Origin of the sequence: Arthrobacter sp. Leaf141 (assembly GCF_001424565.1) — a bacterium.
Taxonomy (GTDB): domain Bacteria; phylum Actinomycetota; class Actinomycetes; order Actinomycetales; family Micrococcaceae; genus Arthrobacter.
In genome coordinates this window covers 601,458-623,093 of record NZ_LMOL01000005.1, presented here as the reverse complement: position 1 = coordinate 623,093, position 21,636 = coordinate 601,458, and the positions used below count along the sequence as shown (strand labels likewise).

The 21,636-nt window shown below is 68.5% G+C and carries 22 protein-coding genes and 1 riboswitch; of the genes, 11 read left to right on the top strand and 11 right to left on the bottom strand.

What is annotated here, in order from left to right; all coding sequences use genetic code 11:
* Positions 1 to 5: 5 nt before the first annotated feature.
* The 4 genes from hemC to ASF72_RS05440 form a co-directional block, all read right to left on the bottom strand.
* Positions 6 to 1,004 (bottom strand): hydroxymethylbilane synthase, encoded by a 999-nt coding sequence (gene hemC, locus ASF72_RS05455; protein ID WP_050685944.1) that lies wholly within the window; start codon positions 1,002 to 1,004, stop codon positions 6 to 8.
* Positions 1,001 to 2,260, bottom strand: a complete 1,260-nt coding sequence (locus ASF72_RS05450) for a ferrochelatase (protein ID WP_056597123.1) — start codon at positions 2,258 to 2,260, stop codon at positions 1,001 to 1,003. The genes hemC and ASF72_RS05450 overlap by 4 nt, the downstream gene beginning before the upstream one ends.
* Positions 2,257 to 2,958 (bottom strand): hydrogen peroxide-dependent heme synthase, encoded by a 702-nt coding sequence (hemQ, locus tag ASF72_RS05445; RefSeq protein ID WP_056597120.1) that lies wholly within the window; start codon positions 2,956 to 2,958, stop codon positions 2,257 to 2,259. The genes ASF72_RS05450 and hemQ overlap by 4 nt, the downstream gene beginning before the upstream one ends.
* A gap of 113 nt (positions 2,959 to 3,071) precedes the next feature.
* Positions 3,072 to 3,470, bottom strand: a complete 399-nt coding sequence (locus ASF72_RS05440; RefSeq protein ID WP_056597118.1) for a hypothetical protein — start codon at positions 3,468 to 3,470, stop codon at positions 3,072 to 3,074.
* On the opposite strand from ASF72_RS05440, the gene ASF72_RS05435 reads away from it, so the two are divergent.
* On the top strand, positions 3,469 to 3,885 hold the full coding sequence (locus ASF72_RS05435) for a hypothetical protein (protein WP_056597116.1): 417 nt from the start codon (positions 3,469 to 3,471) through the stop codon (positions 3,883 to 3,885). The two genes, ASF72_RS05440 and ASF72_RS05435, sit on opposite strands and share 2 nt — an antisense overlap.
* A gap of 116 nt (positions 3,886 to 4,001) precedes the next feature.
* Here the strand turns inward: ASF72_RS05435 and hemG are convergent, their stop codons facing one another.
* Positions 4,002 to 5,486, bottom strand: coding sequence for a protoporphyrinogen oxidase (gene hemG, locus ASF72_RS05430; protein ID WP_056597114.1), 1,485 nt, complete (start codon positions 5,484 to 5,486; stop codon positions 4,002 to 4,004).
* A 4-nt stretch (positions 5,487 to 5,490) separates the two neighbouring features.
* Positions 5,491 to 6,585: a uroporphyrinogen decarboxylase gene (gene hemE, locus ASF72_RS05425; protein WP_050685933.1), complete on the bottom strand. Its 1,095-nt coding sequence runs from the start codon at positions 6,583 to 6,585 to the stop codon at positions 5,491 to 5,493.
* A 159-nt stretch (positions 6,586 to 6,744) separates the two neighbouring features.
* Between hemE and ASF72_RS05420 the strand changes: the two genes are divergently transcribed.
* Complete coding sequence (locus ASF72_RS05420) at positions 6,745 to 8,097, top strand: glutamyl-tRNA reductase (RefSeq protein ID WP_056597111.1); 1,353 nt, start codon at positions 6,745 to 6,747, stop codon at positions 8,095 to 8,097.
* A gap of 83 nt (positions 8,098 to 8,180) precedes the next feature.
* Here the strand turns inward: ASF72_RS05420 and moeB are convergent, their stop codons facing one another.
* On the bottom strand, positions 8,181 to 9,380 hold the full coding sequence (gene moeB / locus ASF72_RS05415) for a molybdopterin-synthase adenylyltransferase MoeB (protein WP_056597109.1): 1,200 nt from the start codon (positions 9,378 to 9,380) through the stop codon (positions 8,181 to 8,183).
* 86 nt (positions 9,381 to 9,466) lie between these two features.
* Between moeB and ASF72_RS05410 the strand changes: the two genes are divergently transcribed.
* Genes ASF72_RS05410 through ASF72_RS05400 form a run of 3 tightly spaced genes read left to right on the top strand, consistent with a single transcriptional unit; the run spans position 9,467 to position 10,741 of the window.
* The gene (locus ASF72_RS05410; RefSeq protein ID WP_050685927.1) at positions 9,467 to 10,132 is read left to right on the top strand and encodes a TetR/AcrR family transcriptional regulator; all 666 of its coding nucleotides are present in this window, start codon (positions 9,467 to 9,469) and stop codon (positions 10,130 to 10,132) included.
* Positions 10,133 to 10,182: 50 nt separating this feature from the next.
* A complete protein-coding gene (locus ASF72_RS05405) occupies positions 10,183 to 10,407 on the top strand; it encodes a DUF3107 domain-containing protein (protein WP_050685980.1) in 225 nt (74 codons plus the stop codon).
* Between the two features lie 31 nt (positions 10,408 to 10,438).
* The gene (locus ASF72_RS05400) at positions 10,439 to 10,741 is read left to right on the top strand and encodes a hypothetical protein (protein WP_056597107.1); all 303 of its coding nucleotides are present in this window, start codon (positions 10,439 to 10,441) and stop codon (positions 10,739 to 10,741) included.
* 81 nt (positions 10,742 to 10,822) lie between these two features.
* Here the strand turns inward: ASF72_RS05400 and ASF72_RS05395 are convergent, their stop codons facing one another.
* The 3 genes from ASF72_RS05395 to thiO form a co-directional block, all read right to left on the bottom strand.
* On the bottom strand, positions 10,823 to 11,641 hold the full coding sequence (locus ASF72_RS05395) for a thiazole synthase (RefSeq protein ID WP_050685924.1): 819 nt from the start codon (positions 11,639 to 11,641) through the stop codon (positions 10,823 to 10,825).
* 4 nt (positions 11,642 to 11,645) lie between these two features.
* Positions 11,646 to 11,882, bottom strand: coding sequence for a sulfur carrier protein ThiS (gene thiS, locus ASF72_RS05390; RefSeq protein ID WP_050685922.1), 237 nt, complete (start codon positions 11,880 to 11,882; stop codon positions 11,646 to 11,648).
* Positions 11,879 to 13,138, bottom strand: coding sequence for a glycine oxidase ThiO (gene thiO / locus ASF72_RS05385; RefSeq protein WP_056597105.1), 1,260 nt, complete (start codon positions 13,136 to 13,138; stop codon positions 11,879 to 11,881). Before thiO ends, thiS begins: the two co-directional genes overlap by 4 nt.
* Positions 13,131 to 13,249: riboswitch (TPP riboswitch) on the bottom strand. (Overlaps the previous gene by 8 nt.)
* Before the next feature lie 27 nt (positions 13,250 to 13,276).
* Between thiO and thiE the strand changes: the two genes are divergently transcribed.
* The 4 genes from thiE to ASF72_RS05365 all read left to right on the top strand — a co-directional run bounded on the left by thiE (position 13,277) and on the right by ASF72_RS05365 (position 18,583).
* Positions 13,277 to 13,984 carry a thiamine phosphate synthase gene (thiE, locus tag ASF72_RS05380; protein ID WP_056597102.1) on the top strand — a complete coding sequence of 236 codons (708 nt, stop codon included), beginning with the start codon at positions 13,277 to 13,279 and terminating at the stop codon, positions 13,982 to 13,984.
* 48 nt (positions 13,985 to 14,032) lie between these two features.
* A complete protein-coding gene (locus tag ASF72_RS05375) occupies positions 14,033 to 15,523 on the top strand; it encodes an RNB domain-containing ribonuclease (protein ID WP_056597099.1) in 1,491 nt (496 codons plus the stop codon).
* Between the two features lie 280 nt (positions 15,524 to 15,803).
* Entirely contained in the window at positions 15,804 to 17,702 is a 1,899-nt protein-coding gene (locus ASF72_RS05370) for a DEAD/DEAH box helicase (protein ID WP_050685914.1), read from the top strand.
* An 8-nt stretch (positions 17,703 to 17,710) separates the two neighbouring features.
* Positions 17,711 to 18,583, top strand: coding sequence for a DNA-methyltransferase (locus ASF72_RS05365; RefSeq protein WP_056597097.1), 873 nt, complete (start codon positions 17,711 to 17,713; stop codon positions 18,581 to 18,583).
* 71 nt (positions 18,584 to 18,654) lie between these two features.
* On the opposite strand, the gene ASF72_RS05360 is transcribed toward ASF72_RS05365, so the two are convergent.
* Positions 18,655 to 19,503, bottom strand: a complete 849-nt coding sequence (locus tag ASF72_RS05360) for a PHP domain-containing protein (protein WP_050685909.1) — start codon at positions 19,501 to 19,503, stop codon at positions 18,655 to 18,657.
* A 91-nt stretch (positions 19,504 to 19,594) separates the two neighbouring features.
* Between ASF72_RS05360 and ASF72_RS05355 the strand changes: the two genes are divergently transcribed.
* Both ASF72_RS05355 and ASF72_RS21220 read left to right on the top strand, forming a co-directional pair.
* Positions 19,595 to 21,175: an aminopeptidase P family protein gene (locus tag ASF72_RS05355; RefSeq protein ID WP_050685907.1), complete on the top strand. Its 1,581-nt coding sequence runs from the start codon at positions 19,595 to 19,597 to the stop codon at positions 21,173 to 21,175.
* A 76-nt stretch (positions 21,176 to 21,251) separates the two neighbouring features.
* On the top strand, positions 21,252 to 21,636 hold a 385-nt coding region (locus ASF72_RS21220; RefSeq protein ID WP_200933619.1), incomplete at its 3' end, for a hypothetical protein.

Here is a 21,636-nt window from a genome sequence, read left to right as displayed (position 1 = left end):
CGGGATCAGGACGCCTGGAGATCGGCGATGTCCGCGGCCCCTGCAGCCAGCAGCGCCTCAGCCAGTTCGATTCCCAGGAGGGTGGCACCTACTTCGGTCAGTCCGTCCGTAGCGCGCTTGTCCCGGACGGTGGCCGTGCCGTCCACTGCACAGACAGCAGCTTCGAGGTGGAGCATGCTGCCCTTGCGGTAGGCGTAAGCACCGACGGGGGCCGCGCACCCCGCTTCAAGCCGGGCCAGCAGGGCACGTTCGGCGGTGACGGCCAGCCGGGTGTCGGGGTCGTCAAGGGCGGCGAGGGCCTGGGCCAGGACAGCCTGGGAGCCTTCGGTACTGCCGGCCTTCCGCGGCGCGTCCGCTGTCCGGCATTCGATGGCCAGGGAGCCCTGGCCGGCGGCGGGCAGCATCACATCGGTTTCGAGGAATTCGCTGACCGCGTCCAGCCGGCCGATCCGCTCCAGTCCGGCGGCTGCGAGGACCACTGCGTCCAGGTCACAGGTCTTTCCGGGGACCACCTCGGCGGTGGTGTTGCCCGGCAGGCCGGCAACGCGGCCCAGCCGGGTGTCCACGTTGCCGCGGATGTCCAGGATGTCCAGGTCGGGCCGGGCGGCGCGGAGCTGCGCGGCGCGCCGGGGCGATCCAGTGCCCACGGTTGCGCCGGCAGGCAGGTCGGCCAGCTTGAGCCCGTCCCGTGCGCACAGCACGTCGCGGACATCAACGCGCCGCGGCGTTGCCGCGAGGCTCAGTCCCACGGCAGCGCCGGTTGGGAGGTCCTTCAATGAATGGACCGCAACGTCGCATTCGTTGCGGATCAGGGCGTCGCGAAGGGCAGCCACAAAAACGCCGGTGCCGCCCATCTGCGACAGCGACCCGGTCAGGACGTCGCCGTCGGTCCTGATGTGCACCAGTTCCACCGGGAAACCCCCGACGGCGGCAAGCTGGTCCGCGGTCTGCTGCGTCTGGGTGAGCGCGAGTTTGCTGGCGCGCGTTCCGATCCTGACCGTCACTGCTGCGAGGCTCCCCCGGCCGGACCTGCTGCGGCTGTCCCGGGGTAAGGGTCGTGGCCGGTGCCTACAGTGGTGTCGGCTGCGGAGATCGTGGGCTTTTCGCCGCGGAAGTTGGCGCAGCAGCCGGGACGGCAGACGTCGTACCAGGGCCCCAGACCGGTGACGGCGGGCCGGTCGCTGATGTTGTTGGCGGCGGTCCGTTCCAGGATGAGGTCCACCATGCCGGCAACAAAAGTGCGGTGGGTGCCCGGGGTGGGTACCCGGGTTGCGGCCAGGCTCAGGTTGGCGCAGGTCTCCAAGGCCTCGGTGTCGAGATCCCACACAACTTCCATGTGGTCACTGACGAATCCGAGCGGGACAATGACGATGCCCTTGACGCCCTTGCCGGCGAGTTCCTCGATGGCATCGTTGATGTCAGGTTCCAGCCACGGCACGTGCGGGGCGCCGGAGCGGGACTGGTACACCAGCGACCAAGGAGCGGTGAGGCCTGATTCCTCCTCGACGCGCCGGATGACGGCGGCGGCGGAGGCAAGGTGCTGGGCAACGTACGCCGAGCCCTCCTCGAATTCGCGGGGCTCGCCTTCCGACCGGCCGGCCGCATCGGCGTCGCGGGTGGGGATGGAGTGCGTGGCGAAGAGGATCTGGATGGGAGCATCCGGTGTCCCTGCCGCGGCGAGCTGCGCGCGGACATCGGCCAGGCCGGCTGCGGTGCCTTCGACGAACGGTTCCACAAAGCCGGGGTGGTCGAAGTACTGGCGAACCTTGTCCACTTCGAGCCGGCCGTCCAGGCCGGTTTCCGTCAGGGCCATGCCGATGTCCTCGCGGTACTGGCGGCAGCTGGAGTAACAGGAGTAGGCACTCGTGGTGAGCATCAGCAGGCGGCGGTGGCCGGCGTCGTACGCGTCCTGCAGTGTCTGCGGGATGTAGGGATCCCAGTTGCGGTTGCCCCAGAGGATGGGCAGGTTGATGCCGCGGGCAGCAAGCTCGGCCTCGAGGGCCGCCTTGAGTTCGCGGTTCTGCTGGTTGATGGGGCTGATGCCGCCGTTGGCGCGGTAGTGGTGGGAGACCTCTTCGAGGCGCTCATCCGGGATGCCGCGGCCGCGGGTCACGTTGCGGAGGAACGGAATGACGTCCTCCTGGCCCTCGGGGCCGCCGAAGGAGGCAAGCAGGACGCCGTCATATTCCTTGGGCGCCATCCGGCCGGCTTCGGTGACGGGGTTGATGGCGGTGCTGATGCCGGATCCGTTGGCGCTCATGCCAGGACCTCCGCAACTTCTGCTGCGGAGACGCGGCGGCCCGTATAGAACGGGACCTCTTCGCGGACGTGGTTGCGGGCTTCGGTGTTGCGCAGGTGGCGCATCAGGTCCACGAGGTCCACGAGTTCCGGGGCTTCCAGGCCCAGGATCCATTCCCAGTCACCGAGGGCGAAGGAGGACACGGTGTTGGAGATGACCTGCGGGAATTCGCGGCCCAGGAGGCCGTGTTCGCGCAGCATTCCGCCGCGTTCCTCCTCGGGCAGGATGTACCACTCATAGGAGCGGACAAACGGGTAGACGCACAGCCATTCGGCCGGCGCCACGCCGCGGGAGTAGGCGGGCGTGTGGTTCTTGGCGAACTCCGCCTCGCGGTGCACACCCATGGCGGACCAGACGATCTCCGTGCCGGCGAAGAGGCCGCTCCTGCGGATGTCGCGGATGGCCTGCTGCAGGGCTTCGGGTTTGGCGCCGTGGAGCCACACCATGATGTCCGCATCGGCGCGCATGGCGGAAACGTCGTAGCTGCCGCGGTGGGTCACGCCGGCCTGGCCCAGGCGTTCCAGCAGGGCTTCGAAGTCGGCCGCGGCGTCAGCGCTGCGGACCACCTCCCCGGACCGCTTGAACACGGTCCACAGGGTAAAGAACTGCTCGGCTGATTCTTCGGTTTTAGTGACAGATTCGGCAGAAGTGTGGCTCATGGTTACAAGTTTGCCCCCTGTTGGGCGCCAAGGCGAAACCCACAACTTCTACAACGCGTAGAAGTGTTGAATGTCACACAATGCGCGGGGTGGGGTTGGCCCGGGGCCCTTGGCTAATGGCTTCGGAGCCGGAACAGCGCGGCGCCCGCAGCGCAGGCCAGGCCGATGAGTCCGGCGCCGAGCCCCACGATCGCCAGCTGCGGGCCGGCCGCTGGATCTGCCCCGGGCGCGGCCTCCGGATTGGCGGCGTGCAGCAGGCTGACCGCCAGCGACGTGCTGCCCTGGGAGCCGACGCGGGGGATGCCCGTGCCCTGCGGCGTCGCGGCCGGGCCCGGGGCTGGGGTTTGGGCGGGTACCGGAGTGGATGGGGCGGCCGCCGCTCCCCCGTTGTCCGCCGGATTCTGTGGTGCGGTTCCGCCCGGCGCGGCAGCGGCTTCGCTGGCCGGCGCCTGCGGTGCCGCCGGGATGCTACGGGGTGTTGCGGCGTTGGGCGTTGCTGTGGTGGGTGGCATGGCCGGGGTGGTGGGCGTCGGTGTTGTGGTCGACGGCGTCGCCACGGTGGGTGATGTGGTGGGTGCCGGCGCCGCAGTGGCTGGTGCAGTGGCAGCGGGAACGGCCGACGGCGATCCGGGCGACGGTGCCGTGCTGGCCGGCGTTGTGGGGGACCCCGTAGCCGTGGAGGCCGGCGTGGTGGCAGGGGCAGTGGATTTCCCCGGCGCGGGCTCCGGGGTCTTCTCCTCGGCTGCCGCAGAAGTTGCCTCGGGCCGGGATTTCTGTTGCGGCGCGGAGGGCGGCGCATCCGCACCCCATGACGACGCGGCTCCGGAGCTAAGGACCAGTACCGTTCCGATGGCCGCGGCTGCCGCGCCCCGCCGGATTCCCCCATGGATACCGGCCGAGGACAGTGCTGGCCTGGACCTGTTGTAAACCATGGGCACCGACCCTAGCCGCCCGTTCGGGGCAGGGTGAAGTCCGTGACCCGGGCCCACAACGCGCGTTTTCGGCGCCCTTCCGCTACACCCGGCGCTGACCAGCAACGATGGTCAGCCGATGAGGATGCGGGCCTGTTCCCGTGTGTCGGAAACCACTGCGGCGAGGCCGTTCCCCGCCACCCAGCCACCCACCACGGCCAGGTTGCCGGCGGCCGTGCACGCCGCCCGGATGTCGGCCACCCGGGCCTTGTGGCCCACCGCGGCGAACGGCAGGGCGCCGCGCCACCGGACCACGTCCCAGGCCACCACATGCTCCGGGCTGACAGCTTGCGCCAACAGGGCGGGGGCGTCGCGCAAGGCAGCTGCCAGGAGGTCCCCGTCCGTTTCCGGGCCCGCCTGCTGCCCGCCGGCGCCATCGACCTTTCCGTAGGACAGCCGGAGCACATGCCGGCCGGGGCCAGCCGCTGCATCGAGCCAGTCCCACTTCCCGGTGGCGTGGGTGAGTGCCTTGGCCTCGATGCCGGGTGTGCCTGGCGCCACGAGCACGCCCGTGCCGCGGGGCCGGGCATCCAGGCCTGCCTCGTCCACCACCAGGGTCACCAGTTTCACGTCCGGGCCGGACGCGGGCTGCTTGCCCGCAATGGCCGGCACGGCGTTTTCCAGGAGGCCGACGGCGGCCGGGCCGTCCACAGCCACCACCAGGAGGGCTGCGGCAAGAGTCTGTCCGAACGTGGTGACCTGCCAACCCGACGGGTTCCTGGTGACGCTGCCGGCTGCGGTATTCGGGAGGAGGACAACGCCACGGCCACGAAGGTCAGCTACCAGCGCGGTTACGAGGGTATGCATGCCGCCGGCCAGTCCGGCCACAGCGGAGCCGGCTTTTTCAGGCCGGCCGGGAGCGCTGCCGGTGGCAGCCCCTGACCCGGTGGCAGCCCCTGACCCGGTGGCAGTCCCTGCACGGGCCCGGCGCTGGGCGGAGACCGCGGCAGCGAGCGAACCGTGGTCCCTGATTCCTGCCCGCAGCCCCGGGGCCACCATGTCGACGTCGAGCAGTCCCGGGTCTGCCGAATGCACGCCACCCACGACGGGGGCCACCATACGTTCCAGGACGCGTGTGCCCATCCGCGCCCGGACCAGGGCGGACACGCTGGTGACGGGAGCGGAAGTGCCCACCGAGGCCGGCAGGAAGCGGTCCAGGGAGGCGCGCAGGGAGCCCAGCAGGCCAAGGGACCGGCGGACCTCCGGGTCCCACGGGTTGGCGGGTATGCCCAGGACGCCGGTTTTAGGCAGCTCGCGGGGACCATCCGGCAATTGGACCCAGGCGCCGCCGGGACGCGGTGCCACAATTTCGCCGGCCAGTCCCAGCTCAGCGGCAAGGGTGGCCACCGCGTCGCTGCGGGTGGCAAAGGATTCGGCGCCGCTGTCCAGGGTGAGCCCGGCCAGCGTGTGGCTGCCGATGCAGCCGCCCCAGCTGCCACCGGCTTCGAGGACCGTGACGGCGTGCCCGGCGGCCGACAGTTCCCTGGCCGCCAGCAGGCCGGAGATGCCGCCACCGATCACCAGGGCGGCTCCGGGCTGCGCCGCCAACTTGCCCACCGGACTACTCCGGTGCGATGGAGTGGATGAGTTCAACCACGCGGGTCAGGACTGCCGGATCCGTCTCGGGCGGCACGCCGTGGCCCAGGTTCAGGACGTGGCCCGGGGCTGTGGAGCCGGCGGCGATGACCTCTCGGACATGGGCTTCCAGTACCTCCCACGGGGCGGGCAGCAGGGCAGGATCGATGTTCCCCTGCAGTGGGACGCTTCCGCCCAGGCGCCGGTTGGCTTCGTCCAGGGGCAGCCGGTAGTCCACGCCCATGACGTCGACGCCGACGTTATGCATGGCCACCAGGAGCTCGGAAGTGCCGGTGCCGAAGTGGATGAGGGGGGCACCGTGGTGGCGGACGTGGTCCAGGGCGCGGGCCGAGGCGGGGGCAACGTACTTCTCGTAGTCGGCCAGGCCCAGCGAACCGGCCCAGGAATCAAAAAGCTGGGCTGCGGAGGCGCCGGCCTCAAGCTGCGCCTGCAGGAACATGCCGGAAGCGTCAGCTGCCCAGTTGGCCAGCGCGTTCCAGGTTTCTGGGTCAGCGTGCATCATGGTCCGCGGGCCCAGGTGGTCGCGGGACGGCTTTCCCTCCACCATGTATGCGGCCAGGGTGAACGGCGCGCCGGCAAAGCCGATCAGCGGGGTTTTGCCCAGCTGGGCCACCGTGAGGCGGACGGCTTCGCGGATGGGCTCCAGGGCCTCCCACGTCAGCTGCGGCAGCGCCGCCACGTCAGCAGCTGTCCGGACCGGTTTGTCCAGCACCGGGCCAACGCCGGGGACGATGTCTACGCCCACACCGGCCAGCTTCAGGGGAATAACGATGTCCGAGAAGAAGATGGCAGCGTCCACGTCGTGGCGCCGCACGGGCTGGAGGGTGATCTCCGAGGCCAACTCCGGCCGGAGGCAGGAGTCCAGCATTGCCACGCCTTCGCGGACCTTCATGTACTCCGGCAGGGAACGGCCGGCCTGCCGCATGAACCAGACGGGACGGCGGGACGGCTTGCCGCCACGGTAGGCGGTGATCAGCGGGGAATCGGTGGTGCGGCCATCCAACAGCGGGTGGTCTGGCGCTAGGACGCCGGCAGCGGACACGGCAGGGCTGGAAGTCATGCTCTCGATTGTGCCCAAAATCGGCGGCAAAAGATAACGGCGGGCAGGCGCCGCAAACCATGACAGGAGCCCCCGTGGCAGGAATCACAGCAGCCATCTGCCCTTCCCGGCGGCCGCAGTTGTTCTACCGAGCCGCGAAAAAGCTATGATTGGTCCGTTGTGGTTCTTTTTTCATTGGTGGCTACACACGCCGACATCGACCTTGAGACCGTTGCCCAGTTGAGCAACGGTTCCTCCGGTATCGCTACATCCATGCTGACCGGATCGCCGGCAGTGTCGGGTGCGGTTGTCCTTGCCACCTGCAACCGGTACGAAATCTACGGCGAGGCGCCGCATCCTGATGATGTCGAAGCGGCCCGCGCAGCGCTCGTGGCCCGGATCAGCGATGCCAGTGGGCTTAGCGAACCGCTCGTTTCCCGGTCCCTGAGCACCCGGACCGGCACTGAAGTGACCAAGCACCTGTTCGCCGTCAGCGCGGGACTGGATTCCGCCGTCGTGGGCGAACGCGAAATTGCCGGCCAGGTGCGCCGTGCCCTCATCATGGCCCAGCACGAGGGCACCGCCAGCCCCGGCCTGGTCCGGCTCTTCCAGGCCGCTTCCAAGACCGCCAAGGACGTCGGCGCGCAGACCGCCTTGGGCTCCCGGGGCCTCTCCATCGTCTCCGTGGCGCTGGACCTGGCCACCGACCTCTCCGAAAACCCCGGCTGGGCCGCCAAAAAAGTCGTCGTCTTCGGTACCGGCGCCTATGCCGGCGCCACCATGGCGCTGCTTCGCGAACGCGGCTGCACCGATATCTCGGTTTTCTCCTCGTCCGGGCGCGCCGAAGGGTTTGTAGCCACCCGCGGAGGCACGGCCCTCGACGCCGATTCCCTGCGTTCCGCGGTCGCCGCGGCTGACGTCATGATCGGCTGCAGCGGCTCGGATACCCGCGTTGAAGCCGACGAACTGGCGCAGGTCCGCGCCGGCTCCCCGCAGCCGCTGATCGCCATCGACCTTGCCCTGACACATGACTTCGACCCCGCCGTCGGAGAACTCGACGGCGTGGAACTGCTCACCCTGGAATCCGTGCGCCTCGCGGCGCCGCAGGAACAGGCCGAATCCCTGGCCCAGGCCAGCGGGATTGTCAGGACTGCCGCCAGCGCCTTCGAGCAGGAACGCGAGGCACGCTCCGTCGATTCGGCGATCGTTGCCCTCCGCCGGCACACCATGAACGTCCTGGACGCCGAAATGGAAAAGGTCCGGGCCCGGCACGGCTGCACGGCAGCTGCTGAAGAGGTCGAGTTCGCGCTCCGCCGCATGGTGAAGCAGCTCCTGCACGTCCCCACCGTCCGGGCACGGGAACTCGCCGCCAACGGCCAGCAGGACGAGTACGTGGCCGCCCTGGAGGCGCTCTACGGCATCACGGTGGACCAGCCCGCAGCGCAGGCCGCGCAGGCCGAATGCCCCGTGGACCATCAGGGCCGGCAGGACCACCAGCGTCACCAGAGTCACCAGGGCCTCGAAACCGCCTGACCCGCCCCGCACCCCCGCGTTGCCCTATCACTTATGGTCCCCTGCGGGCCCTTATGGCGACCAGAGGTGATAGCGCAACGGGGTCAGTAGACCGGCTTGTTGGGCTCAACGTCGCGGACCCAGGACAGGATGCCGCCGTCAAGGTGGCTGACGCGCTGGTAACCGGCTTTCCGGGCCGCGGCCAGCACATTGGCGGACCTGGTCCCGGCCTTGCAGTGGAACACAATGTCCTTGTCCTGCGGAAGCTCGCCCCAGGCTTCCCCGGCCAGGATCCGGCCCTGCGGCACCAGTACCGCGCCCTCGATCCGGACAATGTCGTACTCACCGGATTCCCGCACGTCCACCAGCTCGAAGTCCCGGAGCCCGGCCTTCCGTGAGGCCAGCATGGAGGCCAGCTGGGTGGCGGTGACAGTGTGCTCGGTGTCCGTGGGAACGTCGGGGGTGATGCCGCAGAACGCGTCATAATCCACCAGTTCGGTGATGGGCTCCGCGGCCGGGTCCTTGGACACCCGGATTTCGCGCCAGCTGCCGCCCAGCGCGTCGAACAGCGCCACCCGGCCCAGCAGTGAACGCCCGACGCCGGTAATCAGCTTGACCGCTTCGGTCACCATCAGGGAACCCACGGCTGCGCACAACATCCCGAAGACGCCGCCCTCACCGCAGGAGGGCACTGACCCGGCGGGCGGGGCTTCGGGGTAGAGATCCCGGTAGGTGGGTCCGTGCTTCTCCCAGAAGACGCTGACCTGGCCGTCGAAACGGAAAATGGACCCCCACACGTAGGGTTTTCCCAGGATGGCTGCGGCGTCGTTCACCAGGTAACGCGTAGCGAAGTTGTCCGCGCCGTCAAGGATGAGGTCGTAGCCGGCAAACAGCTCCAGGGCGTTGGATGCATCCAGCCGGACGTTGTGGAGCCGGACGTCCACCAGTGGGTTCAGCTCCACGATGGCGTCCCGGGCGGACTCGATCTTTGGCCGCCCCACGTCCGCCACACCATGGATGACCTGGCGCTGCAAATTGCTGAGGTCCACGGCGTCATCATCAACGATGCCCAGGGTCCCCACCCCGGCAGCCGCCAGGTACAGCAGTGCGGGGGAACCGAGTCCGCCCGCGCCAATAACCAGCACTTTGGCATTTTTGAGCCGGCGCTGGCCCAGCGCGCCGATCTCCGGAATGATCAGGTGCCGCGAGTAGCGCTCCACCTCTTCAGCGCTGAGCCCTGCCGCGGGTTCCACCAGCGGTTCAAGGGTTTCTGCTGACACATTTGCGGTGAACATCGAAGCCATACTTCAATGTATGCCCCGGGATACCGCGCGGTCATATTACCCGGCAGTAAAGTGTCTATGTAACTGCAATGGAAGGAGGGACAACCGTGGTCCCTGATGCACGGGCTGATCACCCGAACGCCGAAGCTCCGCCCACCTCCCCGCGCCCTGCAGGCCAGCGCTCCGCCCGGCTCCCCCGGGACGAGCGGCGCGCCCAACTCCTTTCAGCAGCGCAGGAAGTTTTTGTGGCCAACGGCTACCACGGCGCCGCCATGGACGAGATCGCCGAAACGGCCCATGTCAGCAAGCCGGTGCTGTACCAGCACTTCCCCTCCAAACGGGAGCTGTACCTGGCTCTCCTGGACAGCCACCTGACCTCCCTCACCGCGTTGATGATGGGTGCCTTGAACTCCACCACCGACAACGACGAGCGTGTCCAGGCGGTGATGCGTGCCTACTTCCAGTTCATCGCCAGCGATGACCAGGCCCACCGGCTGGTTTTCGAATCGGACCTGATCAACGATCCGGACGTCAGTTCCCGGCTGGAAACCTTTAACAGGACCTTTGCCGACGCCATCGCGCACGTCATCGCCGAGGACACCAAGCTTCCGCACCTGGAAGCTGAGCTCCTGGGCCGCGGCCTCGCCGGAATGGCGCAGGTCAGCGCCCGGTACTGGCTTGAAACGGACGGAAACCTGGACCTCAATGTGGCCAGCGACCTGATCTACCGTTTAGCTTGGCGCGGAATCTCTCGCTTCCCCAAAGAGTCCTAGACTACAAAGGAGACATCAGCAACGAACTTTGACTGGCTGGGAGGCCCCCTGTGGAAATTAAGATCGGCATTCAGAATGTTGGCCGCGAAATTGTGCTGGAATCCACGCAGGACGCGGATTCGGTGGCCAAGGTTGTGGAAGAGGCCATCACCAAAGGCACCGAGTTGCGCCTGAAGGATGAAAAGGGCCGTCTGGTCATTGTTCCCGGCAAGGCCCTCGCCTACGTGGAAATCGGTGCCGAAGAAGCCCGCCGGGTCGGTTTCGGCCAGTTCTGACGCGCTGCCTGCAAGGTAATAAAGGAGCCCCATGCTTTCGCTGACCATCGTTGTCCTGGCCGCCGTCGCGGTGGGGTTAATCGTGTGGGCCAATGACAAACGCCATGCCAAGTACGGGGCAGGCCTGCCCGCCGGCGTTTCGGTAAGCGTCGCGGCCCTTGCCTGGCTCATCCTGATGGCTGCGGGCTTCGGGTACCTTCCCGGCCTGACCTGGCTGCCGTGGGTCCTGCCCATCGTGCTGGGGGCTGCCGGCGCCGTGGCCGCCGCCGTTTACCTGGGCTCTACCCGGGCCCGGCAGGACACCGATAGGCTCACCGCGGTGCTGCGGCGCTGACGCCAAGCCAAAGTCCTGTGGCCACCACCCGTTGAGGTGGTGGCCACAGGACTTTAAGGGCGTCCCACGTCGGCAGCCGGCTTAGAGGAATTCGGCCCGGCCGGCCATGGCTGAGGAAGCCAACGCATGTTCCCGGCGCGGGATCCGGCCGGCCGCTGCGGCCATCCTGCCGGCTTTGACAGCGTGTTTGAAGGCCTCCCCCATCAGGACCGGGTTCTGGGCGCGGGTCACGGCCGTGGCCAGCAGCACGGCATCGCAGCCCAGCTCCATGGCCAAGGCAGCATCGGATGCCGTCCCGATTCCGGCGTCCAGCACCACCGGCACCGAGGCGCGGGAAACAATCAGTTCGATGTTGTGGGGGTTGAGGATGCCCAGGCCGGTGCCGATCGGTGAGCCCAGCGGCATCACCGCGGCGGCTCCGAGGTTCTCCAGCCGCAGGGCCAGGACGGGGTCATCGTTGGTGTAGGCAAACACCTTGAAGCCGCGGTTAACCAGCTGTTCCGTGGCATCCACCAGTTCCACGGCGTCCGGCAGCAGCGTGTGTTCGTCGGCGATGACTTCGAGTTTCACCCAGTCCGTCTCCAGTGCCTCGCGGGCCAGTTCGGCGGTCAGGACGGCGTCGCGGGCGGTGAAACAGCCGGCGGTGTTGGGCAGGACCCGGATGCCGTGGTCCACCAGCAGCTGGAACAGCGAGCCGGTTTCTGCCGTGGAGTACCGGCGCATGGCCACGGTGGTCAGGGCCGTCCCGGAAGCGATCAGGGCGGCTCCGAGCCCGTCGAGGCTGGGGGCGCCACCGGTGCCCATAATGAGCCGCGAGGCCAGGGCGACGCCGTCAATGACCAGGTCATCGCTGCCAGTGCCACCGGCCTGGTTCAGCTGTTCGGTGTTGGTGTTGGTCATGGCCCTAACCGCCCTGGACTGCCGTGACGAGTTCAACGTCGTCGCCGTCCGCGAGCGCCGTGGCGGACCATTGGCTGCGCGGCACCACCTGGGCGTTCTGCGCCACCGCCACCCCCAGCCGTGCGCCGTCGGCGGCCTGCCCATTGGCTGCGAGGACGCGGCCGGTGACCTGGCTGACCAGCATGCTGATGGACGCGCTGTCCACCACCGCATGCGGAGTTCCGTTCAGGGTGATGTTCATGCTGTCTCCTTGATGGTGCGGGGAAGGTGAGGGGCAAAACCGGAGAACCGGGCTGGGTTGAAGGGTGCCCAACGGGGATCAGCGTGACCGTCCATCAGGTCGCGGCAGATGGCTGCGGCTGCGGGGGCCAGGAGGATGCCGTGGCGGAAGAAGCCGGTGGCAATGATCAGGCCCGGCACGTGCGCGGCCATCCCGAAGCCCGTGTCCGCGCCGGTGCCGTCCGGTGCAGGCACCCGGCCCAGGAGGGGAGCGTTGTCCGGAGTGCCGGGCCGTGCCCGGGCGGTGCTCTCCAGCAGCTCGAGCTCGGCAACGGCAGGCACCAGGGCCTGGGCGTCCCGCAGAAGCTGATACACCCCACCCGCGGAGACCGCGGTGGGGCCGGCCAGGGCATCCTCGCGCTGGGTGGCGCCGATCACCACCGTGCCGTCCTGCCGCGGCACGATGTAGACGGGGACGCCGTGGACCAGGCCGCGGACGGTGGAGCCCAGCAGTGGGCGCAGGTGCTGTGGCACGGCGAGCCGCAGGATGTCGCCGTGTACCGGCCGCAACGGCAGACGCAGCCCAGGGGGAAGGCCACCCAGTGCTGCCGCCTGCAGCCCGTTGGCCACCACGGTTTCGACCGCCCGGACCGTCCCGCCGCCGGCGAGCTGCACACCTGCGACGGCACCGTCTTCCCACAGCAAGCCGCTGGCCTTGGCCGGTACCGCAAACGGATCGCCGGCGAGCGCCCGCCGCATGCTGGCCAGCAGAAGCCGCGGATCCACCTGGTGGTCTGCCGGAGTATCGAAGGCGCAGGCGATGGCGGGGCCCAGCAATGGCTCCCGGCGGCGGGCCTCCCGGATGGTGAGCGGTTCCACTGTCAAGCCGTTCGCCTGCTGCACAGCGCGCAGGTCCATCAACGCCCGGCGGTCGGCGGCGTCGGCGCCTACGGCAAGGGTCGGCGTCGTGAGGTATCCGGGGTCCCCGCCGGTGACGGCGAGATCCGCGGCGAAACCGGGCCAGAGGGCGGCGGCCGCAAGCATCAGCTCCAGGAGGTCCTCTTCCTGGTAATGCAGCTCGCTTACCGGCGCCAGCATTCCGGCGGCGGCCCAGCTGGCACCGGCGCCCGGCGCATCATCGATCAGGAGCACGGACCGGCCGGAGCGGTATGCCTCCCAGGCGATGCTGTGGCCAATCACGCCGCCGCCAATCACTGCAACGTCGGCTTCCAACGCGCCGTGCGGGCGGTCACCGGGGGTAGCAGGCAGGGCGCCCATGTGTCTCCTTCCCTACGCCGGCATTACCCGGATCAGGTCAAGCGGTCGGCTCTGACGCCCTCTCAGCCCGGCGCTTTGTGACAGCTGCCGCGGGCTCCCGCAGTACCCGGCCAGTCTAGAGGAACTAGGCTGGCAGCCATGAATGTGACCCACTCCCCTGCCGCCGCTGATCCCCTGGCCACCGCTCCCGGCGCGGCCGCGCTCCATGCAGCACGGCTGTACCTGTGCACCGATGCCCGGAAGGACCGAGGCGACTTTGCCCGGTTCGTCGACGCGGCGTTTGCCGGTGGGGTGGACATCATCCAGCTTCGCGACAAAAGCATCGAGGCGGCCGAAGAGCTGGAGCTCCTGGCCGTACTGAAGGAAGCCGCAGTCCGGCATGGCCGGCTCTGGGCTGTCAACGACAGGGCCGACGTCGCAGTCCTGTCCGGCGCCCCGGTTTTCCACATCGGCCAGAAGGACCTGCCGCTGCCCGCCGCCCGCACCCTGCTCAACGGCAACGCCGCCATCGGCTTGTCCAGCCACACCCCGGACCAGGTGGACGCGGCCCTCGCGGCAGCCGCGGGACCTGCGGCGCTGGACTACTTCTGCGTGGGGCCCGTCTGGGCCACGCCCACCAAACCCGGCCGGGCCGCCGTCGGACTCGACTTGGTGCGCTACGCTGCGGCCGCAGCCGGCGACGACGTTCCCTGGTTCGCGATCGGCGGCGTGGACCACGGCAACATCGGTGAGGTGCTGGCCGCCGGGGCCCGCCGGGTGGTGGTGGTCCGCGCCATTACCGATGCCCCTGACCCCGCAGCAGCCGCGGCTTCCCTGCGCAGCGCGTTGGAATCCGCGGACGCGTAGCGGCAGCGTCCCTGCCCGTTCGGAAAAAACCGGGCTACGCTGGGCAACGTGCCACATCACCGGCTTGCACCCCAGGTCCACGAACACAACAACGCGCTCGAAGCCGCCCTCAGTGAGCTTCGGGTCGAGCTGGAGCTGCCCGGCAAATATCCGGCTGATGCCGTCCACGATGCCGAGGCCGCCGTGGCGGCCCTGCAGCTGCCGGGCGAGGACCTGACCGGCATTGAATTCGTCACCATTGACCCGGCGTCCTCCACTGACCTGGACCAGGCGGTCTTTATGGAGCGCGACGGCGACGGGTACCACGTGCTGTATGCCATCGCCGATGTGCCCGCTTTCGTCGCCCCCGGCGGGCCCCTGGACGCCGAGACCTGGCGCCGCGGCCAGACATTTTACGCCCCCAACGGGCGGATCCCGCTGCACCCCGAGGTGATCAGTGAAGCGGCCGGCAGCCTGCTGCCGGACCAGGAGTGCCCGGCGTTTGTCTGGGACTTCCGGCTGGACGCCCGCGCAGGAGTTACGTCCGTGACCGTACGGCGTGCACGGGTCCGCAGCCGGGAGAAACTCAGCTACATGGGCGCGCAGGCGGACCTGGATGCCGGCACAGCGGGCCCGGTGCTGGAGCTGCTCAAGGAAGTGGGACTGAAACGGGTGGAGCTGGAGCGGCTCCGGGGCGGCGCCAGCCTGAACATGCCCGAGCAGGAGATTGTCCAGCTGCCCGACGGCGGCTACCGGATTGCCGCCGCACCGCAACTGCCCGTGGAGGACTGGAACGCGCAGATCTCGCTGATGACCGGGATGGCTGCGGCGCAGCTGATGCTGGCCGGAAAGGTGGGAATCCTGCGCACCATGCCGGCCCCCGACGAGCGGTCGCTGCACCACTTCCGGCTGCAGACCGAGGCCCTCGGGAAACCATGGGACGGGACCACCAGTTACGGCGAGTACCTGCGCACCCTGGACGCGGCCGAACCCCGCCAACTGGCCATCCTGCATTCGGCGGGCATGCTGTTCCGTGGTGCTGCATATACAGCCTTTGACGGGACCGTGCCGGAAAACGTTGTCCAGTCCGCCATCGGCGCCGCGTACGCCCACACCACTGCTCCCCTGCGCCGCCTGGTGGACCGTTTTGTGCTGGTGATCTGCGAGGCCCTGAGCAACGGCCGGGACGTCCCCGGCTGGGCGCGGGAGGCGCTGCCTTCCCTCCCCGAGGTCATGGCCGGCTCCGACCAGCTGGCATCCCGGATGGAACGCATGGCCCTGGACACTGTGGAGGCTGCACTGCTGGTCAACCATGTGGGGCAGGAATTCGACGCGGTAGTGATTGCCGGTTCGAAGCCGGCCAGGGACGGCGGCAATGGAAACGGCGGCGGCAATGGGAAGAACGGGAACGGCGGATCAGGCACCATCCAGATCGCCGAGCCCGCGGTCACCGCCCGCTGCGCCGGAGAGCTGAAGTCCGGCACCAAGGTCCGGGTCCGGCTGGTCTCCTCGGATATCGCCGCCCGTAAAGTCCATTTTGAGCTGGTGGCCGGAGCCTGACGGTTCGCCGCGGGGCACCAAAGCCGGGTTCCCGGGCCCGTGCCGTTAGACTGGAAAAGTAGAAACGGATGCCCGGTCGTTGATTTCCTTGATTTGAAACCAACAAGCCCGCCCCTACGCGATCTTGAGATTGACCCGCTGGTCACCAGTGCCAGCATTTAGATAGCCCGCGATCGGCTTCCACTGGAATTGCTTGCGCGCTTCGAGCGTGCTCCGGAACGGCCCAGGCCGGCCCGTTGAGCAGGCAGCGCCCTCGCCCAAATGAATAAGGAAACTCCCTGTGAGTGAATTGCACACGCACCAGCTTCTGACCGATGAGTCCGGCACCGAAACCATCGAGCCCGAAGAAACCATTATTTCGGACGAAAAGCCGCACGAAATCGAAGAAAAGTCGTTCGCCGACTACAACGTCCGCGCCGACATCGTCGAGTCCCTGGCCGACGCCGGGATCACCCACCCCTTCCCCATCCAGGCCATGACCCTGCCGGTGGCACTGTCCGGCCACGACATCATCGGCCAGGCCAAGACCGGCACCGGCAAAACCCTGGGCTTCGGTATTCCCGCGCTCCAGCGTGTGGTGGGCCGCGATGATGCAGGCTTCGACAAGCTGCCTGTCCCCGGCGCCCCGCAGGCCCTGGTGATCGTGCCCACGCGCGAGCTCGCCGTGCAGGTGGCCAGCGACCTCGAGACCGCATCCCGCAAACGCAACGCGCGCATCGCCACCATCTACGGCGGCCGTGCCTACGAGCCCCAGGTGGATGCGCTGCAGAAGGGTGTCGAGATTGTGGTGGGCACCCCCGGCCGCCTGATCGACCTTTACAAGCAGAAGCACCTGAGCCTGAAGAACGTCCGCATCGTGATCCTGGACGAGGCTGACGAGATGCTGGACCTCGGCTTCCTGCCGGACGTTGAAACCCTCATCGCCGGCACCCCCGCCGTCCGCCAGACGCTGCTGTTCTCCGCCACCATGCCCGGACCGGTCATCGCCATGGCCCGCCGCTACATGACCCAGCCCACCCACATCCGGGCCGCTGACCCGGACGATGAGGGCCTGACCAAGCGCGACATCCGCCAGCTCATCTACCGCGCCCACGCCATGGACAAGATCGAGGTGGTGGCCCGGATCCTGCAGTCCCGCGGCCGCGGCCGGACCATCATCTTCACCAAAACCAAGCGCACCGCCGCCAAGGTTTCCGAGGAACTGGTGGACCGCGGCTTTGCCGCTGCAGCCATCCACGGCGACCTGGGCCAGGGCGCCCGTGAACAGGCGCTCCGTGCGTTCCGCAACAACAAGGTGGACGTCCTGGTGGCCACCGATGTCGCTGCCCGCGGCATCGATGTTGACGATGTCACGCACGTGATCAACTACCAGTGCGTCGAGGACGAAAAGATCTACCTGCACCGTGTGGGCCGCACCGGCCGCGCCGGCAACAAGGGCACCGCCGTGACATTTGTGGACTGGGACGACATGCCCCGCTGGGGCCTGATCAACAAGGCACTGGGCCTGAGCGTTCCCGAACCGATCGAAACCTACTCCTCCTCCCCGCACCTGTACGAGGACCTGGACATCCCCGAAGGCACCAAGGGCCGGCTGCCCCGCGACAAGCGCACTCTGGCCGGTGTGGATGCCGAGGTCCTCGAAGACCTGGGCGAGACCGGCAAGAAGAACGCCGGCGGCCGCCGCGAAGGCGGACGTTCCAGCGACTCCGGCCGCTCCGGCGGACGCTCCAGCGATTCAGGCCGGTCCGGTGGACGCTCCAACGATTCAGGTCGCTCCAGCGACTCCAGCCGCTCCGGTGACTCGAGCAGGTCCGGCGGACGGTCCACGAACGCCGGCCGCACCGCCGAAGCACCCGTCGAGGCGGGCGTCCAGGCCGCCGGCCAGGCTGACCGCGCCACCTCGGCCGATCAGGCCGGCGACGGCCGCGACCGCGACCGCACCCGCAGGGGCCGCCCCGCCCGTTCCGGCAGCCAGGACAGCAACGGCGAAGGCGCCCGCAGCGCCGGCGCGGCAGGCCACGAAGGCGGAAGCCGCCGTCGTCCGTCCGAAGCGGCAGGCGAACCTGCTGCCGACGGCGCCGACCAGCCCTCGCGTGCCCGCCGCAACCGGACCCGGACCCGCCGCCGCAACGGTGAAGTTGTGGGTGACGCTGCCCAGTCCGGCAGCGCCGAGGGCTAAAACCCTCCATGACGAACACGCTTTGGGCGCCGGACGGCGGCAGCCTGGTGGTGCACGCGGAAAATTCCGTGTACCTCCCGTCGCTGCCGGCCGGCGCCTTCACGCTGATCTATGTGGATCCGCCGTTCAACACGGGCCGGGCGCAGCGGCGCCAGGAAACCAAAATGGTGGCGTCGCTGGACGGCACCGGCGACCGCGTTGGGTTCAAGGGCCGCTCCTACGACACGATCAAGGGCGCCCTGCACAGCTACGACGACGCGTTCAGCGACTACTGGTCGTTCCTGGAACCGCGGCTGCTCGAGGCCTGGCGCCTGCTGGCCGACGACGGCACCCTGTACCTGCACCTTGACTACCGCGAGGTGCACTACGCCAAGGTGATGCTCGATTCGATTTTCGGTCGGGAGTGCTTCCTGAACGAAATCATCTGGGCCTACGATTACGGCGCCCGCGCCAAAAACCGCTGGCCCACCAAGCACGACAACATCCTCGTGTACGTCAAAAACCCTGCCAAGTACCACTTCGACAGCGCCGAGGTGGACCGGGAGCCGTACATGGCGCCCGGGCTGGTCACTCCCGCCAAACGTGAACTGGGCAAGCTGCCCACGGACGTGTGGTGGCACACGATCGTCTCGCCCACCGGCAAGGAAAAGACCGGCTACCCCACGCAGAAGCCCGAGGGGTTGATCCGCCGTGTGGTGGCAGCCTCCAGCAGGCCCGGGGACTGGTGCCTGGACTTCTTTGCCGGGTCAGGGACGCTCGGCGCTGTGGCGGCAAAGCTGGGGCGGAAGTTTGTCTGCGTGGACCAGAACCAGCCGGCCATCGACGTGATGGCCAAGCGGTTGGGTGCGCACGCCACCTTCACGTCCCACCCACCCAACTAGCTCGCACTTGTTGTCGTTTTGAGCGCCCAAAACGACAACAACTGCGAGTCAGTTGGGAAAGGCCGGGCGGGTCAGGGGCGCACGACGGCGGTCCCCGTGGCCTGCGACTCGATCCGGGCCAGGACCTCGGGGCTCGTCACGTTCTCACCCAGCAGGTTGGGCTTGCCGGTGCCGTGGTAGTCCGAGGATCCGGTGACCAAAAGGTCGTGCCGGGCAGCGAGGCCACGGAGGAATTCGCGTCCCTCTTCAGGATTGTCCCGGTGGTCGATCTCCACGCCCGCCAGGCCGGCGTCGATCATGTCCCGGTACGTCTGCTCCCCCACAATCCGGCCGCGGCCGGACGCCACCGGGTGGGCGAAGACCGGGACACCGCCTGCAGCACGGACCAGTGCCACAGCAGTGGCCGGGTCCGGTGCGTAATGGGGCATGAAGTAGCGGGAACGGGAAGTCAGGATGGACGCGAACGCCTCCGACCGGTCCGCCACAACGCCGGCGGCCACCAGTGCGTCAGCGATGTGCGGGCGCCCCAGTGTGGCCCCCGGAGCCACATGATGGATGACGTCGTCCCACGTCAACGGATAATCCTCGGCCAACAGCGTGACCATCCGTTCGGCCCGGGTCAACCGTGACTCCTTGGCCTTGGTGATCTCCTCAAGCAGGCCAGGGTGCAACGGGTCGTGCAGGTAGCTCAGCAGGTGGACGCTCACCCCACGGTCCGTCCGGCAGGAAACCTCCATGCCGGGGACCAGGGCCACGCCGCACCCGGCAACGGCGGCGGCTGCCTCGGCCCAGCCGGACGTGGAATCGTGGTCCGTCAAGGCCACCACATCCAAGCCGGCGCGGGCAGCGGATGCCATCACGTCGGCGGGCGTTTCGGTGCCGTCGGAGACATTGGAGTGGGCGTGCATGTCGATCCTCACCGCTCCAGCCTAGTAGACCGGCCGCCCAGCCGGCCCGCGCCGGGGCCGGCGCCTGTTCGCGTCGCCGGGACGCTGGTGAGACGATGGTCCCGTGAACGATGCCGATAACACCCAAAATTCTGCTTCCCAGCCCCTGGACGAGCGCGTCAACAACCGCTCGCAGCGCCCCGTTTCGGACGCCTTCAAGGCCTTTATGGCCAGCAACTGGGCGCCCGCCAGCAAGGATCTGCCCGGCCGCGACGCCGTGGCCGGTTTCGCCGCAACCCGGCGCAAAACCGTCTCCGCGCAGTTCCCGGGCGAGCGCCTGGTCATCCCTGCCGGGCCGCCGAAGGTCCGCTCGAATGACTGCGATTACCGGTTCCGCCCGCATTCCGGGTTCGCCCACCTCACCGGCCTGGGCCTGGACCACGAGCCGGACGCCGTCCTGATCCTGGACCCTGTTGCCGAAGGAACGGGCGACGACGGCGGCACGCACCGGGCGACGCTCTACTTCCGTCCCCTGGCCGGGCGGGACACGGAACAGTTCTACGCCGACTCGCGCTCCGGTGAGTTCTGGATCGGCGCCCGCCCCACCCTCGCGGAATTCGAGGCCCGCCTGGGCCTGGCAACAGCCCACCTTGACGGGCTCGAAAGCGCCATCACCAAAAACGTAGGAGCGCCGGAGATCGGCGGCACCTCCATCCGCCTGGTCCGCAAGGTGGACGAGAACATTGACGCCCTGGTGGACACGGCCCGGTACAACACGGCCAAGGATCCGGACAACCTGGATATGGGTGCCCTCGACGCCCTGGACGAAAAGCTCAGCGAGGCCCTGTCCGAGGTGCGCCTGATCAAGGACGCCTGGGAGATCGAACAGATGGAGGTGGCCGTGGCCGCCACCGTTGAAGGGTTCGAGGAAGTGGTCAAGTCGCTGCCCCGCGCACTGACCCACGCCCGCGGCGAGCGTGTGGTGGAAGGCGCCTTCTTCGCCCGCGCCCGCGAAGTGGGCAACGAGCTGGGCTACGACACGATTGCCGCTGCCGGCAACAACGCCACAGTGCTGCACTGGACCCGCAACACCGGCACGGTCTCCGCCGGCGAACTCCTGCTGCTGGACGCCGGCGTCGAGGCCGACTCCCTCTACACCGCTGACATCACCCGCACCCTCCCCGCCAACGGCACGTTCACGGAGATCCAGCGCAAGGTCTACGAAGCAGTCCTCGACGCCGCCGACGCCGGCTTCGCTGCTGCCCGGCCCGGAACCCGGTTCCGGGAAATCCACACCGCCGCCACCACCGTCCTGGCCGAACGCCTGGCCAGCTGGGGCCTGCTGCCCGTTTCCGTCGAGGAAGCCATCAGCCCCGAAGGCCAGCAGCACCGCCGGTGGATGCCGCACGGCACCAGCCACCACCTGGGCCTGGACGTCCACGACTGCGCACAGGCCAAGCGGGAACTCTACCTGGACGGCATCCTCACGGAGGGCATGGTCTTCACCATTGAACCGGGCCTCTACTTCAAGAACGAGGACCTGGCCATTCCCGCCGAATACCGCGGCATCGGCGTCCGGATCGAGGACGACATCCTGATGACAGCGGACGGTCCGGTGAACCTCAGCGCTGCCCTGCCCCGCAAGGCCGAGGACGTCGAAGACTGGATGGCAGGCATCTACCGCGAGGCCGACGCCGGCAACTAAGTCCGGCGCCCGGCCCCCTGCGGCTGCCTCCGGGCAAACACAAAGAAGCTCCCGGATCACGGATCCGGGAGCTTCTTTGTTTGTTCTGGTCCGGCTACTGCCGGGAATCACCCTGGCGCTGGTCGCCGGGGGTTTGCTGCGCATCCGGCTGCTGGCCGTCCTGCTGCTGCGCGGCGGGCTGGTGGGCATCCTGCTGCTGCGCCGGCTGGCCGTTCTCCGGTCCTGTTGGCTGTTGCACGCGGACGCCATACTGCGGGCGGCCGTCCGGCAGGTCCGGGTAGGTGGTGGCGCGGGGCACGGCAGGCTGCTGCTGGGCATTGCCGGCATTTTGCCCGCTGCCATCCTGGGGCTGGCCGGCGGGCACCTGGTTGCCGTTCGGCTGGACGGGAGCCGCAGCGGGCTGCTGCCCGTACGGATCAGTCCAACCGGAAGGGCGCGCCGGGCCCTGGCCCGGCTGGTAA